The 16,346-nt window shown below is 64.4% G+C and carries 12 protein-coding genes; all 12 read right to left on the minus strand.

Annotated features, from left to right (window positions below):
• Positions 1 to 140: 140 nt before the first annotated feature.
• On the minus strand, positions 141 to 1,235 hold the full coding sequence (locus ACEN2S_RS00005) for a Hint domain-containing protein (protein ID WP_441860692.1): 1,095 nt from the start codon (positions 1,233 to 1,235) through the stop codon (positions 141 to 143).
• A 215-nt stretch (positions 1,236 to 1,450) separates the two neighbouring features.
• Positions 1,451 to 2,386, minus strand: a complete 936-nt coding sequence (locus ACEN2S_RS00010) for a lipid A-modifier LpxR family protein (RefSeq protein ID WP_441860695.1) — start codon at positions 2,384 to 2,386, stop codon at positions 1,451 to 1,453.
• 249 nt (positions 2,387 to 2,635) lie between these two features.
• Complete coding sequence (phoB, locus tag ACEN2S_RS00015; protein ID WP_441860698.1) at positions 2,636 to 3,328, minus strand: phosphate regulon transcriptional regulator PhoB; 693 nt, start codon at positions 3,326 to 3,328, stop codon at positions 2,636 to 2,638.
• 4 nt (positions 3,329 to 3,332) lie between these two features.
• Complete coding sequence (gene phoU / locus ACEN2S_RS00020) at positions 3,333 to 4,055, minus strand: phosphate signaling complex protein PhoU (protein WP_441860701.1); 723 nt, start codon at positions 4,053 to 4,055, stop codon at positions 3,333 to 3,335.
• Positions 4,056 to 4,069: 14 nt separating this feature from the next.
• Positions 4,070 to 4,867, minus strand: coding sequence for a phosphate ABC transporter ATP-binding protein PstB (gene pstB, locus ACEN2S_RS00025; protein ID WP_441860704.1), 798 nt, complete (start codon positions 4,865 to 4,867; stop codon positions 4,070 to 4,072).
• 21 nt (positions 4,868 to 4,888) lie between these two features.
• Positions 4,889 to 6,247: a phosphate ABC transporter permease PstA gene (gene pstA, locus ACEN2S_RS00030; RefSeq protein ID WP_441860707.1), complete on the minus strand. Its 1,359-nt coding sequence runs from the start codon at positions 6,245 to 6,247 to the stop codon at positions 4,889 to 4,891.
• Positions 6,244 to 7,704 carry a phosphate ABC transporter permease subunit PstC gene (gene pstC / locus ACEN2S_RS00035; protein WP_441860710.1) on the minus strand — a complete coding sequence of 487 codons (1,461 nt, stop codon included), beginning with the start codon at positions 7,702 to 7,704 and terminating at the stop codon, positions 6,244 to 6,246. Before pstC ends, pstA begins: the two co-directional genes overlap by 4 nt.
• Before the next feature lie 108 nt (positions 7,705 to 7,812).
• Entirely contained in the window at positions 7,813 to 8,847 is a 1,035-nt protein-coding gene (locus tag ACEN2S_RS00040) for a substrate-binding domain-containing protein (protein WP_441860713.1), read from the minus strand.
• 382 nt (positions 8,848 to 9,229) lie between these two features.
• Positions 9,230 to 11,362: a glycogen debranching protein GlgX gene (gene glgX, locus ACEN2S_RS00045; protein ID WP_441860716.1), complete on the minus strand. Its 2,133-nt coding sequence runs from the start codon at positions 11,360 to 11,362 to the stop codon at positions 9,230 to 9,232.
• Positions 11,359 to 12,804 carry a glycogen synthase GlgA gene (gene glgA / locus ACEN2S_RS00050; protein ID WP_441860719.1) on the minus strand — a complete coding sequence of 482 codons (1,446 nt, stop codon included), beginning with the start codon at positions 12,802 to 12,804 and terminating at the stop codon, positions 11,359 to 11,361. Before glgA ends, glgX begins: the two co-directional genes overlap by 4 nt.
• A 21-nt stretch (positions 12,805 to 12,825) precedes the next feature.
• Positions 12,826 to 14,097 (minus strand): glucose-1-phosphate adenylyltransferase, encoded by a 1,272-nt coding sequence (gene glgC / locus ACEN2S_RS00055; RefSeq protein WP_441860722.1) that lies wholly within the window; start codon positions 14,095 to 14,097, stop codon positions 12,826 to 12,828.
• Positions 14,098 to 14,149: 52 nt separating this feature from the next.
• The gene (gene glgB, locus ACEN2S_RS00060) at positions 14,150 to 16,327 is read right to left on the minus strand and encodes a 1,4-alpha-glucan branching protein GlgB (RefSeq protein ID WP_441860725.1); all 2,178 of its coding nucleotides are present in this window, start codon (positions 16,325 to 16,327) and stop codon (positions 14,150 to 14,152) included.
• Between the last annotated feature and the right edge of the window lie 19 nt (positions 16,328 to 16,346).

Genomic DNA, 16,346 nt, shown 5'->3' on the forward strand with positions numbered 1-16,346 from the left:
CCCCCCCCCCCCCCCCCCCCCCCCCCCCCCCCCCCCCCCCCCCCCCCCCCCCCCCCCCCCCCCCCCCCCCCCCCCCGACGGCCCGCCATCCCGCGCCCGGCACCGGCAGCCCGGGACAAAACCCGCACCGAACCCCCGCCTCACGCCGCCAGATCGTGCCGCAGAATCGCCATCTCCGACCCTTTCAGCGCCCGCCGCACCGTCGCGCCATAGAGCGCGGGCGCGGCCGCGACCCCCGGCAGGACCGTCTCCAGCGCCGCGCGCTGATCCGCCGGCATCAGGTCGAGATCGGCGTCGGCGGGGTGAAAACTCTCGCATTCCACGCCATTGGCCCAGAGTATCTGATGCCGCTCGAACATCAGATGCAGATAGGTCACCTCGGGCATCCCGGCCTCAACCCGGACACCGCTGTCATCCAGAAGGTCGCGCGCAGAGGCCAGCACCTCCTCCGCGTTGAAGAGCATCTGCGCCGCCGGGCCGCGCAGCAACAGCCGGTGCTGCGGCGAGACCAAAAGATCCTGCCCCGCCTCCCGCCGCGCCAGATGCAGCGCGCGCGGCGTGCCGCCCTGCCCCAGCGCGCCCGCCCGGATCCGCACCGGGCGCAATTGCGGCATCGCATGCAGACGCGCGCCGGTCATCCGCCGTTGCCCTATCCACAAGATCTCCTGCGGCCCGTCATCGCGGGTCAGCACCCGCATGCCGGGGCGCAAGGTCTCGACCGGACGCGGCCCCTCGGCTGTGTCGATGCAAGTGCCCCGCACAAAGCAGATCACACCCTTGCCGCCGGTATCGCGCGGCCGCAGCCCCAGATCCAGCGTCCGGTCCACCACCCAGAGATCGCAATTCGACGGCGGCACCCGGCCCGCGAACATCACCAGCCGGGCGGCGCTGTCGGGCAGATCAACCAGCGTCACCACATAGGCGCGCAATCCGTCGGTGACTGTGAAACCCTGCTCGGAAACCATCGGCGGCTCGGCCACCTGCGCCAGCGCGCGGCCACTGACCGCAGCCCCCATCAGACGGCGCAATTTGCGGGCGGCGCGGCGGCGCATGTCCTCTTCGCCATCCGGCCCGGTCAGGATCAGGACGTCCGACGGACCGTCCACGCGCAAGGCTTCGCCAGACCAGCGCCATTGCGACCCAATCGTCAGCATCTCCAACGGCGCTGCCGCGATCCCGTCAACTTCGGATTGCGCCCAAGAGATGACAAACGTGCCAAGATAGCCCGCCTTCATCCGTATGCTTCCTGCCCATAGCCCCCCATTTTCGGGGGATTGCCTCATCGGCCTGTGATCGGCCGTTGCGCGAATCGTACCATGTGATTCGCGGTCTTGCCAACTGTTCCGTCAGAAAACGGACCCCAAGTGGCGAAAAAGATTGGGCAATTTATCAATCTGACAGCAAAAGGGGCGCCCGTGGCGCCCCCTGCAACCCCAGGCTGCGTCGCGGTTCAGAAGTTCACGCGCAACCGAAGCGAGCCAACCACCTGATCCTCGGGCTGTTCCTTGAACTCTTTCGAGAGCCAGGTGACCCCGTAAAACAGCCCCACATTCGTGCCGCGCATCTCGACGCCCGCCCGCAGACGGCTGCGGTGGTTTTCCATCGTCACCCCGGCGCTGCCCGGCAACCAGGCGCTTTCCGAGACATAGGCCATGTCGCCGCCCAGGGTGAAGGCCACCCCCGGCTGCGAATTGCCCGAGATGCCGACATAGCGCTGCCCGGTCACCTCATCGCGCAGCCAGAGCGCGCCGCGTTCGCGCGCCCCGAAGCTGATGTCAAAACCGGCCCGCACCAGGGTCTCATCCCCCGCGCGACCCTCGATGAACGGGCGCAGCTGCGCGCCGCCCAGCTCATAGCTGTGCGCCATTTCGCCGGTCACCACCGGATAGAGATGGTTGTCGAGCTGATCGTCGAGCACATTCGGCTTGCTCGCGCCCAACAGGTTGTGCAGCGTTGATTGCAGCCGCCCGATGCCGGTGCCCGGCCCCACGGCGGTCAGGCCGAGGCCGCCGCTCGTCTCGATCTGGCCCATCTGGTAGTGGGTTTGCGCCAGAAATTCGAGCAGGCCCGCATAGGGGCGATCACCCGGTGCCGGGTTGCGCAACTTCGACGGCGCGATGATCCGGCCGCCAAAGCGGTATTCCATGATCTCGAACGGATGGTCGGGCAGCGCGCCATCCCATTGCTCGCCGCGCATCACGCTGAGGCTGTAGCCGCCGGTCTGCCAACGGTCCTTGTTGTCACCCAGAAAGTCGTTGTCGAACAAGCGGCCGACGCCCAGCGTCACCCGGTCCGAGAAGTGCAATCCCTCGGCATGCGCAGCAGCGCCCAGCGTTGAAATGCCGCTGATAAGACCCAGAACAAGGGCGAAGGCCTGCGTACGCATCGGGTATCCATTCTGTTCGATTTTCTGGTTAATGAGCTACCGCACGCCTCGCGAAAGCACTAGTGCAGGCGCGCAACAGATGCGCCGCGATGAGACGAAGGCAATCGCAAAATGGCCATATTTTCGCCCTGATTCCGGGGCTTTCGCCGCTGTCGCCCCGCAAAAATGCACACTGCTCAGGGAATTTGCAGATAAAAAAGGCGCCCGTCGGGCGCCTTGGTCGGGGCTTGAGCGCTGCGGCACCACCGCTCAGTCGAGCGAATAGCCAACGCCGCGCACCGTGCGGATCGGGTCCTCACCGCCATTGACCATCAGCGCCTTGCGCAGGCGGCCGATATGCACGTCAATCGTGCGGGTTTCGATATAGATCTCGCGGCCCCAGACGCGGTCCAGCAGCTGCTCGCGCGTCCAGACCCGGCCCGGCTTTTCGATCAGCGTCGACAGCAGACGGAACTCGGTCGGCCCGAGCGTCACCTTTTCGCCGCCACGCCAGACCCGGTATTCGGTGGCATCAACGAGGATATCGCCGAAGGTCAGCCGCTCGCCCACCGTTGCCGGACGAGTGCGGCGCAGCTGGGTGCGCAGCCGCGCCATCAGCTCAACCACCGAATAGGGTTTGACCACATAATCATCGGCCCCGGTCTCAAGGCCCCGGACACGGTCGGTCTCTTCCGACCGCGCCGAGAGCATGATGATCGGGATCGACCGGGTCTCGGGATTGGCCTTGACCTGACGGCAGACCTCGATGCCCGAGACATTGGGCAGCATCCAGTCGAGCACGATCAGATCCGGGTTTTCCTCGGCCACGAGCAGCAGCGCCTCATCCCCGTTTTCGGCCATGACCACCTTGAACCCTTCGGATTCAAGGTTGTAGCGCAGAACTTCCCGCTGGGCGGATTCGTCCTCCACCACCAGAACGCAGGGGGCCTGATTTGCCGCCATCTTCTCAGTCCTCGCCTTCGTTCAGATCGGCCCGCGGCACGGAATTGGCCTTGGGGCGCGGGTCCTCCGGCGCTTCGCCGGTCACCAGATAGATCACCTGTTCCGCGATCGAGGTGGCATGGTCGCCCATCCGCTCGATGTTTTTCGCGATGAAATGCAGATGCATACAGGCGGTGATGTTGCGCGGATCTTCCAGCATATAGGTCAGGAATTCGCGGAAGAGCGCGTTGTACATCTGGTCGACTTCAACGTCGCGGGCGCGCACATCGGCCGCCAGCGCCGCGTCGCGCTGAATGTAGCTGTCGAGCGCGTCCTTCAGCATCCCCTGCACCGCATGCGCCATGCGGCGGATCGCGCCACCGGAGCCGGCGATGTCGGGCATATGCACCAGCACATGGCTGCGCTTGGCGATGTTCTTGGCGTAATCGCCCACCCGCTCAAGGCTGGCGGCGACCTTCATCACCGAAAGGGCGACGCGCAGGTCTTTTGCCGCCGGGGCGCGCAAAGCGATCAGGCGCGCGGCCTCTTCGTTGACCAGGATTTCCAGCGCATCAATCGCCTTGTCGCGGCCGCGCACCGCTTCGGCCAGTTCCTCGTCGCGGGTTTCCAGCGCCAGCGCGGCATCCAGAATGGCTGCCTCGACCAGGCCGCCCATTTTCATGACCTGCGCCTGAACCGCTTCGAGATCGCGGTCAAAGGCGGATGCGATATGTTGATCAGAGCTCATGTTCTGTCCTCGCCTCAGCCGATCCGGCCGGTGATGTAGCTTTCGGTGCGCGGGTCGCGCGGATTGGTGAAGATCTGCCCCGTCTCGCCATATTCCACCAGATTACCAAGGTGGAAGAAGGCGGTGCGCTGGCTGACCCGGGCTGCCTGCTGCATCGAATGGGTGACGATCACCACCGAGAAATTCGAGCGCAGCTCGTCGATCAGCTCTTCCACCTGCGCGGTGGCGATCGGGTCAAGGGCCGAGCAGGGTTCGTCCATCAGGAGCACTTCCGGGCTGGTCGCCACGGCGCGCGCGATGCACAGACGCTGTTGCTGGCCACCCGAGAGGCCGGTGCCGGGCTTGTCCAGCCGGTCCTTGACCTCACCCCAGAGGGCGGCGCGGCGCAGAGCGGATTCCACCACCTCGTCCAGCTCGGCCTTGTTCCGGGTCAGGCCGTGGATTTTCGGGCCATAGGCCACATTGTCATAGATGGATTTCGGAAAGGGGTTCGGTTTCTGGAACACCATGCCGACCTTGGCGCGCAGCTGCACCGGGTCGACGCGTTTGTCATAGATGTCCTCGCCGTCCAGCATGATCTTCCCCTCGACGCGGCAGGCGTCAATGGTGTCGTTCATCCGGTTCAGCGTGCGCAGAAAGGTGGATTTGCCGCAACCCGACGGGCCGATAAAGGCGGTGACCGTCTTGTCGAGAATGTCGACATCCACGTCCTTGATCGCATGGGTGGGCCCGTAATAGACCTGCACGCCACGGGCGGAGATCTTGTTTTCCTGAGTATCCACGGTTCTCTCCAGCAGTCGCATATCGTTCATTTGTGCACCTGTTTGCGGAATTTACCAACGACGCTCGAACCGGCGGCGCAGAATGATGGCGACAGTGTTCATCGCCAGAAGAAAGACGAGAAGCACGATGATGGCCCCCGAGGCGCGTTCGACAAAGGCCGGATCGGCGCGTTGGGTCCAGTTGTAGATCTGCACCGGCAGCGCCGAGGCGGGGTCGAAAAAGCCGTCCAGCGGTGCGCCGGGATATTCGCGCACAAAGGCGACCATCCCGATCAGCAGCAAGGGTGCGGTCTCGCCCAAAGCCTGCGCCAGCCCGATGATCATGCCCGTCAGGATCCCCGGTGCGGCCAGCGGCAGCACATGGTGGAACACCGATTGCATCTTCGAGGCACCCACACCCAGAGCCGCATCGCGGATCGAGGGCGGCACCGCTTTCAGCGCGGCACGGGCCGGAATGATGATCCGCGGCAGCGTCATCAGCGTCAGCACAAGGCCACCGACGATGGGCGCCGATTGCGGCAGACCGGCAAAGTTGATGAAGATCGCAAGGCCAAGGATACCAAAGACGATGGAGGGCACGGCGGCGAGGTTCGAGATGTTCACCTCGATGATGTCCGTCCAGCGGTTCTTCGGTGCGAATTCCTCAAGATAGATCGAGGTGGCAACACCGATCGGCAGCGAAAGCAGAAGCACGATGATCATCATATAGGCCGAGCCGATGATCGCCACGCCCAGGCCCGCGGCCTCGGGGCGTTGGTCCGAGGCATCCGGGTTGGAGATGAAATCGGCGTTGAAATGCGTGGCCAGCAGCCCCGCCGCCCGCAGATCATCCGCCAGTTTCAGCTGCGCGGGCGAGACGTTGGAGTCCTTCTCGGCACTTTCCATCGACACGCGGCCTTTGAAATAGCCGTCGATCCGGCCATTCACCAGCACGTTGAAGGGGATGGTGGTGCCGACCAGCGCCGGGTTGGCCAGAACGGTGTTGCGCAGTTGCGCCGCCGCTTCCTGGCTGACCATGCCGTCGATTTCCTTCTTGCTCAGCCCCTCGACCGGGATGTTCTTGGCCGCCAGCGTGTCATGCAGCGCGGCGTTGATCACCGCGGCATAGCCGATGGTGGTGACCTTTTTCATCACCTCCGGGTCGCGGGCACCGGTCTTGTCCAGCTTTTCGGCGGGCAGCGCGATTTCCAGATCCAGCGTGGTTTGCTGGAAGGCCGAAGAACCGTTGCCGAAGATCGAGATCAACAGCATCGCCAGCGCCATGACGGCAAGGATGACGGCGGTCAGACCATAGGCGCGAAAGCGGCCTTCGGCGGCATTGCGTTTGCGGGTGCGGGCATCCAGCTCAAGGATGGACTTGCCGCGCGCGGTGGGCGTGGCGGCGGCGGGATTGGCCGTGAAATCGGTCATTCGTACTGCTCCCGGTATTTGCGCACGATAAACAGCGCGAAGATGTTCAGCCCGAGGGTGATGGTGAAGAGCGTGAGCCCAAGGGCAAAGGCCACCAGCGTTTCCGGCGCGGCGAAATCGGTGTCGCCGGTCAGCTGGCTGACGATTTTCACGGTGATCGTGGTCATCGCCTCGAAAGGGTTGACCGAGAGTTTGGCGGCGGCACCCGCCCCCAGAACCACGATCATCGTCTCGCCGATCGCCCGGCTGGCGGCCAGGAGCACGGCGCCGACAATCCCCGGCAGCGCCGCCGGCAGCACCACCTGACGGATGGTTTCCGATTTGGTGGCGCCGAGGCCCAGCGAGCCATCGCGCAGGGACTGCGGCACGGCGTTGATGATGTCATCAGAGAGCGAGGAGACGAAGGGGATGATCATGATCCCCATCACCAACCCGGCGGTCATCACGCTCGACCCGCTCTGCCCCAGCCCCATCGGTTGCGCAAAGTAATCGCGCAGCATCGGCCCGACGGTGATCAGCGCAAAGAGGCCATAGACAATGGTCGGGATCCCGGCCAGCACTTCGATCAGCGGTTTCGCAACCGAGCGGAACTTCGGCCCGGCATATTCCGACATGTAGATCGCGGCAAACAGACCGATCGGCACCGCCACCGCGAGCGAGATCGCCGAGATGTAAAGCGTGCCCCAGAGCAGGGGCAGCATGCCCAGATCCGAATTGCCGTGGAAGTTCGGCGCCCATTTGGTGCCAAAGAAGAACTCGGTCCAGCTGTATTGCCGGAAGAAATTCGCCGTCTCGAACAGCATCGACAGGATGATGCCGACGGTCGTCGCAATCGCGATCAGCGAGCAGAGGATCAGGATCGACTTGATCCCGGTCTCCACCATGTTGCGGGCGCGGAACTCGCCCTGCGTCTTGCGCAGCGACCAGCCAAGGCCGCCCAGCGCCAGCGCCAGCGCCAGCACCGTCATCACCAGATGCGCGGTGCCCGCCATGCTGCGGTAGCCCTTGGCCGCCGCCAGCACCTCAGGCGCCACATCCGACCCCAGCGCCACACCCACCGAGCCGAGCGTGCCGCGCAGATTGGTGGTGGAAGCATCCATCGCGGCCACCTCATCCGCCGAGAGCACACCCTGTGCCACCGCCAGATCCAGCCCGCCCGCCACCCGGCGCACATCGCTCATCACCAGGCTCAGGTTGGCGCCATCCGCCATCATCGACGCGGGGATCATATGCTCCACCCGGCTTTCGACGAAAATCGGCTCGGCAATGGCCCAGACAATCATCAGCAAAAGGGCCGGAACCGCGGTGAACATCGCGACGTTCCAGCCGTAAAAGTTCGGCAAAGAGTGCAGTTTGCGGCTGTCACCGCCAACCGACGCCACGGCACGGCGGCGGCCAAGGCCAAAGCCGAGCACGGCCAGGGCAAGCAAAATAACGATAATCCAGACTACGGGCATTGGGGCCTCGGTTCGGGGAGGGTTTGTCGGCGCAAACGAAAGGCCCGGAAACCGGGCCTGAGAGGGTGGCGGCGCCCCGCCCGGGGGTGAGGGGCGCCGCCGATGCGATTATTTCGACATCACGGTTTCAGCTTCGACCGCCGCCTGAACCGAAGCCAGCTCCGGGTCGGAAACCAGGCCATAGGCCGCCAGCGGGCCATCCGGGCCAGCCATGTCGTCCGACACGAAGAACTCCGCGTATTCTTTCAGGCCCGGGATCACGCCGATATGCGCTTTCTTGACGTAGAAGTAGAGCGGGCGCGACACCGGATAGGAACCATCGGCGATGGTTTCGGTCGAGGGAACGATGTCGTTCATCGTCGCCACTTGCAGCTTGTCGGTGTTGTTTTCGTAGAAGGCGAGGCCGAAGACGCCGATGCCGTTCTTGTTGCTGTCGATGCGGGCCAGGGTCTCGGTGTAGTCGCCATCGATGTCAACCGCGCGGCCGTCGGTGCGCAGGCTGGTGCAGGATTTCACGGTGGCGTCTTTGTCGCCGCCATTGGCCGCCATGATCGCGTCATAGGCGCCGGTGTCCTTGCAGCCCTGCTCGATCACGTTGACCTCGAACACTTCGCGGGTGCCGTGCTTGGTGCCCGGAACGAAGGTCTGGATCTCTTGCGCCGGCAGATCGGCGTTCACGTCGTTCCACATGGTGACCGCGTTCGGCACCAGTTTGCCGTCGACGACAACCTCGGCGGCCAGCGCCTTGTACCAGTCAGCCGGGGTGAATTTGAAGTGGTTGCCGTTGATGTCCGAGGCAAAGACGATGCCGTCATAGCCGATGCGGACTTCCATGATATCGGTCACGCCATTGGCGGCGCAGGCTTCGATTTCCGAGTCCTTGATCTTGCGCGAGGCATTGGCCACGTCGATGGTGTTCTCGTCCACACCTTCGCAGAATTTCTTCAGACCGGCCGAGGAGCCGCCGGATTCCACGACCGGGGTCGGGAAGTCGGTGTTTTCGCCGAAAGCTTCGGCAACGATGGTCGCATAGGGCAGAACGGTCGAGGAACCGGAGACTTGCACCTGGTCACGGGCGGCGGCGGCGGTGGCGGACACGGCGGCAATCGCCAGCACCGAAACGGTGAATTTCACGGATTTCATAGGATCACTCCAGAGGGTCTGAACGGGGTCTCTCATTGGACCTGAGCCGCTTCTAGGGGCCCTATGTAAAATCAATGCGATAGAATTGTAACAGCCGCATGACAACCCGACATCTCCACTCAACATATTGATATAAATAACAAATTAATCCGACATTTCCCGCGCCAGACCAGGCCCGATGGCCAAAACCCCGGAATCACCCCGCCACTTTTGTCACAATGATGAAGACGACTCACCCCGGCGCGCCAGGATCAGGCGATGCCGCGGCCCCCCAGATGCCGCGGCCTGCGCTTTCTTCTTGGCCAAAATACCTCGGGGGAGCCCGCAGGGCGGGGGCAGCGCCCCCCCCTTCTCCCCCGCCACCTCCCGCACCAAAGGTCGGTCAGCCCAGGGCCACCTGCTCAAACACCGCCACGCATTGCGCGGGCACCTCCACCTCGCCGCCCACCGCCGTGCAGGGATCGACCTCCAGGGTCGTGTCCAGCAACCAGCGCCAGCCGCGCCCGCGCTGGGGGGCGGGCAGGGTCACGGCGCAGCCATCGCCGCCGTTGAACACCACAAAGACCACATCATCCGACATCGAATAGGTCGGCGTCGCCGAGGCCGCGCGGATCTCGACACACAGCGTGCGCCATGCCGGATCGTGCCAATCCTCAGAGCTTGGCGCCGCCCCATCGGGCCGCCGCCAGAAAAGATCGGGAATCCCGTCGGTGTCGCGCGGGCGCGAATGCAGGAACAGCCGCTGGCGCAGCACCGGGTGATTGCGGCGCAGCTCGGCCAGACGGCCGACGAACTCGGCCAGCACCTGATCCGGCCGGTCCCAGTTCACCCAGCCGGTGGCATTGTCCTGCGCATAGGCATTATTGTTGCCGCCCTGCGAATTGCCGATCTCATCCCCCGCCAACAGCATCGGCGTGCCCTGGCTGAGAAAGAGCGTGGCCAGCATGTTGCGTTTGCGCAAAGCCCGCGCCGCCCGGATCACCGGATTCTGCGTTGGCCCCTCGGCCCCCATCCCGTCGGAGAAATTCGGCTCATGCCCATCGCGGTTCTCTTCGCCATTCGCCCAGTTCTTCTTGGCGGAATAGCTGACCACATCCTCCAGCGTGAACCCGTCATGCGAGGCGAGGAAGTTCACCGTCGACGTCGCCGAACGCCCCGAATGGTCAAAGGTCTCGGCCGAGCCGAGGATCCGCCGCGCGAAATCGGCAGTGGCACCCGCGTCACCGCGCCAGAACTGCCGCACGCCGTCGCGGTAGCGGTCGTTCAGCTCCATGAACGGATGCGGCCAGGCGCCGAGCTGATAGCCCCCCGGGCCCAGATCCCAGGGCTCGGCCACCAGTTTGCGCTCGCGCAAAACCGGGTCCTGCCGGATCGCCGAAATGAAGCCGCCCTGCGTGTCAAACCCGTCAGGCCCCCGCGCCAGCGTCGTCGCCAGATCAAAGCGGAAACCGTCGACATGCATCTCTTCAACCCAATAGCGCAGGCTGTCCATCACCATCCGCAGCACTGCCGGATGCCGGGTGTTCAGCGTGTTGCCACAGCCGGTATCGTCGATGTAATGCCGCTTGTCCTCGGCCAGCCGGTAATAGGAGCGGTTGTCGAGGCCGCGAAAACAGATCGTCGGCCCCAGCTCGCTGCCCTCGGCGGTGTGGTTATAGACCACGTCGAGGATCACCTCGATCCCCGCCGTGTGAAAGCGCCGCACCATGGTCTGGAATTCCCAGATCTCGCCCTGCGTCAGGAACCGCGGATCGGGGGCGAAAAACCCCACCGTCTGATAGCCCCAATAGTTCGACAGGCCCTTTTCCACCAAAAACCGCTCGGACAGATGCGCCTGCACCGGCATCAGCTGGATCGTGGTCACCCCGATGCGGTTCAGGTGATCCAGCACCGGCGCTGAGGCCAGCCCGAGGAAACTGCCGCGCCGCCGTCGGTCCACATGCGGATGCTGCGCCGTCATCCCCTTCACATGCGCCTCATAATGCACCGAGCGCGAACGGCGGTGCCGGGGGCTGGTGTCATTGCCCCAGGCAAAGGCCGGATCGGTGACCACGCATTTCGGCATGGCAAAGGCACTGTCGCGCGGATCAAAGCTCAGATCCGCCCGCGCCGCACCGGAGCGATAGCCGAGCAGCGCATCCGACCAGCGGAATTTGCCCGCAAGGTTCTTGGCATAGGGATCAAGAAGCAGCTTGTTGGGGTTGAACCGCAACCCCTCCTCCGGCGCATAGGCCCCATGCGCGCGAAAGCCGTAGAGCGTGCCCGGCAACAGCCCCGCCACATAGACGTGCCAGATGTCACCATCACGCTCTCGCAGCGGTATCCGCGCAATCTCGCGCCGCCCGTCCTCGGTAAACAGGCAGAGTTCGATCAGCTTGGCCTCGGAGGAGAAGACCGCGAAATTGACGCCTTCGCCATCCCAGGTGGCGCCCAGCGGATCGGGACGCCCTGCCGAGAGGCCGTGATGCGAGAGTTTGGCCGGGACCTGAGGCAGGCCCGACAGGCGGGAATTCATGCGCGCATTCCGTGATAAAGATCGGCATAGGCGGCGGCGGATCGGCTCCAGCCGAAATCGGCGCGCATCCCCGCTTTGCGGATCTGGGTGAAAGTCTCGGGCTGGGCGTATAAAGCAAGAAGCTGGCTGAACGCCATATGCAGTGCCAAAGGATCTGTGCGGTGCATGACGATCCCGGTGGCGACGCCTGCGGCCAATGCGGCCGGATTGGCGGCGATCACCGTATCGGCCAGCCCCCCCGTCGCCGTCACCACCGGCACCGCACCATAGCGCAGGCCATAGAGCTGCGTCAGCCCGCAGGGTTCAAACCGCGAGGGGATCACCACCGCATCGCCGCCCGCGAACATCAGATGCGACAGCGTCTCATTATAGCCGATGCGCAGGCCGATGCGGCCCGGATGCGCGGTGGCAAGGCCCGCCAGCGCCTCCTCCAGATCGCGGTCGCCCGAGCCGAGCACCGCCACCATGCCGCCGCCCGCCACAAAGGCCGGGAGCACCTCGGGCAGCAGGTCGAGGCCCTTTTGCCGGGTCAGGCGGCTGACCACGATGGCCAAGGGGCCGCCGGTTTCCTTCAGCCCGAATTCCTTCAGCAAGGCCTTGCGGTTGCCCTTGCGCGGCGCCAGCGTGCGCAGCGAATAATTGCGCACCTCCGGGTCGGTCTCGGGGTTCCAGACCGCCTCGTCGATGCCGTTCAGAATGCCCCGCACGCCGCCCGGGCGCGCATTGATCACCCCATGCAGCCCCATGCCGAACTCTTCGCGCTGCAATTCAACCGCATAGGTCGGCGACACCGTGGTCACCTGATCAGCATGGATGATCCCCGCCTTCAGCGTTGAGATCTGCCCCCAATATTCAAGGTCGCCCGAGGTGAAATCGGCGGGGTCGAGCCGCAGGGCCGCCAGCTTTTCATAGGGCGCCAGCCCCTGAAAGGCGATGTTGTGGATGGTCAGCACGCTCGGACAGGCAACCCCCTGACGGCGCAGATAAAGCGGGGTCAGCGCCGCCTGCCAGTCATGGCCATGCATCACCCCGGGCGTCCAGCCATCGGTCAGCCCGTCGCGACAGACCGCCATCGCGGCCCAACTTAGCGCCGCGAAACGCTCCGGGTTGTCGGGGTAATCCTTGCCGTCCGGGCCGAGATAGGGCCCGCCCGTGCGGCCATAAAGATGCGGCGCATCGAGGAGCAGAAAGTCGACGCCCCCCGCCTGCCCTGCCAAAAGCCGCGCCGGACCGCCAAAGAGATCGGGCGCCGCCCAGACCACTTTTGAAGGACCGATCTTGGCCGCAAGGCCGGGATAGGCGGGCAGCATCACCCGCATCTCGACCCCAAAGGGCGCGAGCGCCAGCGGCAAGGCCCCCGCCACATCGGCAAGGCCCCCGGATTTGATCAAGGGCACCGCTTCCGAGGTGACGGAAAGAACCCTGAGTTTGCCTTCGGCCATCCGGCCCCCCTGCTGTTGGGTCTAGTCGAGTGTGGCCGCGCGCCGGTCGAGCATCGGCTGGGTGATCAGCGTCACGCCATTGTCGCTGACCCGGAACCACTTGCGATCTTCCTCCGGGTCAAAGCCGACGACAAGCCCCGCCGGAACAATCACCCCGCGATCCAGCACCACCCGGCTCAGACGTGCTGAACGATTGACCACCGAACGGGGCAGCGCCACAACCTGATGCAATTCCGCAAAGGAATGCGTCATCACCCCGGTGAACAAGAGCGACTCGCGGATCTCGGTCCCCGAAATGATGCAGCCCCCCGCCACCATCGAGGAGATTGCCAGACCGCGCCGCCCCTCTTCGTCATGGATGAATTTCGCGGGCGGCGTGATCTCGCCATAGGTCCAGATCGGCCAGCTGTTGTCGTAGATGTCCAGCTCTGGCGTGAAATCGGTCAGCGCGATATTGGCGGCATGGAAGCTGTCGATCGTGCCCACATCGCGCCAATAGGGTTTCTCGAATTCGGTGGCGGTGATGCAGCTTTCGTCAAACAGATGCGCCATCGCTTTGCCGTTTTTCACGATATCGGGGATGATATCAAAGCCGAAATCATGGCTGGAATTCGGATCTTCCGCGTCTTTCAGCAAGAGATCGCGCAGGAAATCCCAGCGGAAAACATAGATCCCCATCGAGGCCAGCGCCATCTCGGGGTTGCCCGGCATCCCCGGCGGATCGGCGGGTTTCTCAAGGAAGGCGGTGATGTTCTTCTTGTCATCCACCGCCATCACCCCAAAGGCCGAAGCCTCGGCGCGCGGCACGGTCAGACAGCCGATGGTGACATCCGCCCCCGTCTCGGCATGCTGGCGCAGCATCACCTCATAATCCATCTTGTAGATATGATCCCCGGCCAGGATCAGCACATATTCAATGCCATAGCTGTCGACGATGTCGATGTTCTGCGTCACCGCATCGGCGGTGCCGAGGTACCATTTGTTTTCCGCCACCCGCTGGCTGGCGGGCAGAATATCGAGATATTCGTTGCGCTCGGCGCGAAAGAACGACCAGCCGCGCTGCAAATGCCGGATCAGCGAATGCGCCTTGTACTGGGTGGCCACCGCCATTTTGCGAATGCCGGAGTTATAGGCGTTGGAGAGCGCGAAATCGATGATCCGCGCCTTGCCGCCGAAATAAACCGCCGGTTTCGCGCGCGAATCCGTCAGCTCGTTCAACCGGCTGCCCCGCCCCCCGGCCAGCACAAAGGCCATCGAGCGGCGCGCGACGCGCAGACTTTCAGTAGGTTTCATTCTTGGCCCTCCCAGACACGCCGATCCCATTCACTCATTCTGTCGCCTCCCCTCAGCCCTTGCGCAAAAACACGGTGGACAAAGGTGGTAGCGTTATCATGGCCGAAAACGGATGGCCGTTCCAAGCGATGTTTTCCGCCTCAACCCCGCCCATATTGCCGCGGTTCCCGCCGCCATAAATACCGGCATCGGTGTTCAGCACCTCATCCCAGCGCCCGCCCTCGGGCAGGCCGATGCGGTAGCCGGTGCGCTCCACCGGGGTGAAATTGCTCAGGACCGCCACCGGCGCCTCGCCCGCATCGCCCTTGCGCAGCATGCCCAGCACCGATTGCGCCGCATCATCGAGCACGATCCAGCCGAAGCCCTCGGCCCTCGTGTCATGCCGGTAGAGCGCGGGCGTGCCACGATAAAGCGTGTTCAGATCGCGGATCAGGCGCTGCATCCCCGCATGGGCGGGATCGTCCAAGAGGTGCCAATCGAGACTGATGTCATGGTTCCACTCGCGCGATTGCGCAAATTCGCAGCCCATGAACAGCAGTTTCTTGCCCGGATGCCCCCACATAAAGCCGTAGTAGGCGCGCAGATTGGCGAATTGCTCAGGCCCCTGCCCCGGCATCTTGCCCAGCATGCTGCCCTTGCCATGCACCACCTCGTCATGGCTGATCGGCAGGATGAAATTCTCGGAAAAGGCATAGTTCAGCCCGAAGGTCAGCTGATGGTGGTGATAGCTGCGGTGAATGGGCTCCTGCCGGATATATTCCAGCGTGTCGTTCATCCAGCCCATGTTCCATTTGTAACCAAAGCCCAGCCCCCCCTCATGCACAGGGCGTGAGACGCCGGGAAAGCTGGTGCTTTCTTCGGCCACGGTCATTGCGCCGGGGGCGGCCGCATAGGCCAGCACGTTCATTTCGCGCAGGAAAGCAATCGCCTCCAGATTCTCGCGCCCGCCATGGACGTTGGGCACCCATTCCCCCTCGGGGCGGGAATAATCGCGGTAGAGCATCGAGGCCACGGCATCTACCCGGATCCCGTCCACCCCATATTGTTGCAGCCAATAGAGGGCGTTGGCGGTGAGGTAATTCTTCACCTCGCGGCGGCCGTAATCATAGATCAGCGTGTTCCAGTCGCGGTGGAACCCTTCGCGCGGATCGGCATATTGATAGAGCGGCGTGCCGTCGAACCAGCCCAGCCCATGCGCATCGGTGGGGAAATGCCCCGGCACCCAATCGAGCAGCACCCCCAGCCCCGCATCCTGCGCGGCAGCGACAAAGGCCGAGAACTCGGCCGCCGTGCCATGCCGCACGGTGGGGGCGAACATGCCCACCGGCTGATAGCCCCAGCTGCCGTCATAGGGAAATTCCGAGATCGGCATCAGCTCAAGATGGGTAAAGCCCATTCCCTTGGCATAGCCCACCAGCTCGCGCGCGAGCTCGTCATAGCTCAGCCGCCGCCCGCCCTCCTCGACCTTGCGCCGCCAGGAGCCCAGATGCACCTCATAGATCGCGATCGGCGCTTCGGGCGATTGCCAGGCGGCCCGTGCCGCGCGCCGCGCCGGATCGGGGGCGGCGGGCAGGTCACGCACCACCGAGGCGGTGAGCGGCGCATGTTCGGCGCCAAAACCCACCGGATCGGCCTTTTGCGGCAATTGCGCGCCATCGTGACCCAGAAGGTCATATTTATAAAGCGCGCCCGGCATGACATCGGGCAGGAACAGCTCCCAGACCCCGGTCACCCCGCGTTTGCGCATCGGATGCCGCGCCGGGTTCCAGAAGTTGAAATCCCCCACCACCGAGACCCGAGCCGCATTCGGCGCCCAGACGGCAAAGACCGTGCCCGCCACCCCCTGATGCGTGACCGGATGCGCGCCCAGGCGCTCCCACAGCCGCTGATGTGCGCCCTCCGAGATCAGATGCTCATCCATCTCGCCCAGCACGGGGTCAAAGCGGTAAGGGTCCTCAAACACCCATTCGGCGCCGCCCCCCAAGGCGCGCAGCCTGTACTCCGCCGCGACCTCCGGCCCCGGCACATCGCCCGCAAAGAGGCCCGCGCCCAAAGGCGACAGCTCCACCGCCGTTTCGGGGTCACAGAGCATCCAGAGCCGCTCGGCCCCCGGCTGAAACACCCGCAACTGCCAGCCCGAGGCCACCGGATGCCGCCCCAGCACCGCAAAGGGCTCTCCGTGCCGCCCCGTGCGGATCGCCTGCGCCGTGGCGCTGTCGATCAAAGTCATCCGTTTCCCCCGCCTCTCG

Origin of the sequence: Phaeovulum sp. W22_SRMD_FR3 (assembly GCF_052113705.1) — a bacterium.
Lineage (GTDB): Bacteria > Pseudomonadota > Alphaproteobacteria > Rhodobacterales > Rhodobacteraceae > JBGQOG01.

What these genes read in the sequence shown, in the direction of transcription:
- ACEN2S_RS00010 (WP_441860695.1), bottom strand. Translation starts at nt 2,386, where the DNA reads ATGCGTACGCAGGCCTTCGCCCTTGTTCTGGGTCTTATCAGCGGCATT.
- ACEN2S_RS00005 (WP_441860692.1), bottom strand. Translation starts at nt 1,235, where the DNA reads ATGAAGGCGGGCTATCTTGGCACGTTTGTCATCTCTTGGGCGCAATCC.
- glgC (WP_441860722.1), bottom strand. Translation starts at nt 14,097, where the DNA reads ATGAAACCTACTGAAAGTCTGCGCGTCGCGCGCCGCTCGATGGCCTTT.
- phoB (WP_441860698.1), bottom strand. Translation starts at nt 3,328, where the DNA reads ATGGCGGCAAATCAGGCCCCCTGCGTTCTGGTGGTGGAGGACGAATCC.
- glgB (WP_441860725.1), bottom strand. Translation starts at nt 16,327, where the DNA reads ATGACTTTGATCGACAGCGCCACGGCGCAGGCGATCCGCACGGGGCGG.
- glgA (WP_441860719.1), bottom strand. Translation starts at nt 12,804, where the DNA reads ATGGCCGAAGGCAAACTCAGGGTTCTTTCCGTCACCTCGGAAGCGGTG.
- glgX (WP_441860716.1), bottom strand. Translation starts at nt 11,362, where the DNA reads ATGAATTCCCGCCTGTCGGGCCTGCCTCAGGTCCCGGCCAAACTCTCG.
- pstB (WP_441860704.1), bottom strand. Translation starts at nt 4,867, where the DNA reads ATGAACGATATGCGACTGCTGGAGAGAACCGTGGATACTCAGGAAAAC.
- pstC (WP_441860710.1), bottom strand. Translation starts at nt 7,704, where the DNA reads ATGCCCGTAGTCTGGATTATCGTTATTTTGCTTGCCCTGGCCGTGCTC.
- phoU (WP_441860701.1), bottom strand. Translation starts at nt 4,055, where the DNA reads ATGAGCTCTGATCAACATATCGCATCCGCCTTTGACCGCGATCTCGAA.
- pstA (WP_441860707.1), bottom strand. Translation starts at nt 6,247, where the DNA reads ATGACCGATTTCACGGCCAATCCCGCCGCCGCCACGCCCACCGCGCGC.
- ACEN2S_RS00040 (WP_441860713.1), bottom strand. Translation starts at nt 8,847, where the DNA reads ATGAAATCCGTGAAATTCACCGTTTCGGTGCTGGCGATTGCCGCCGTG.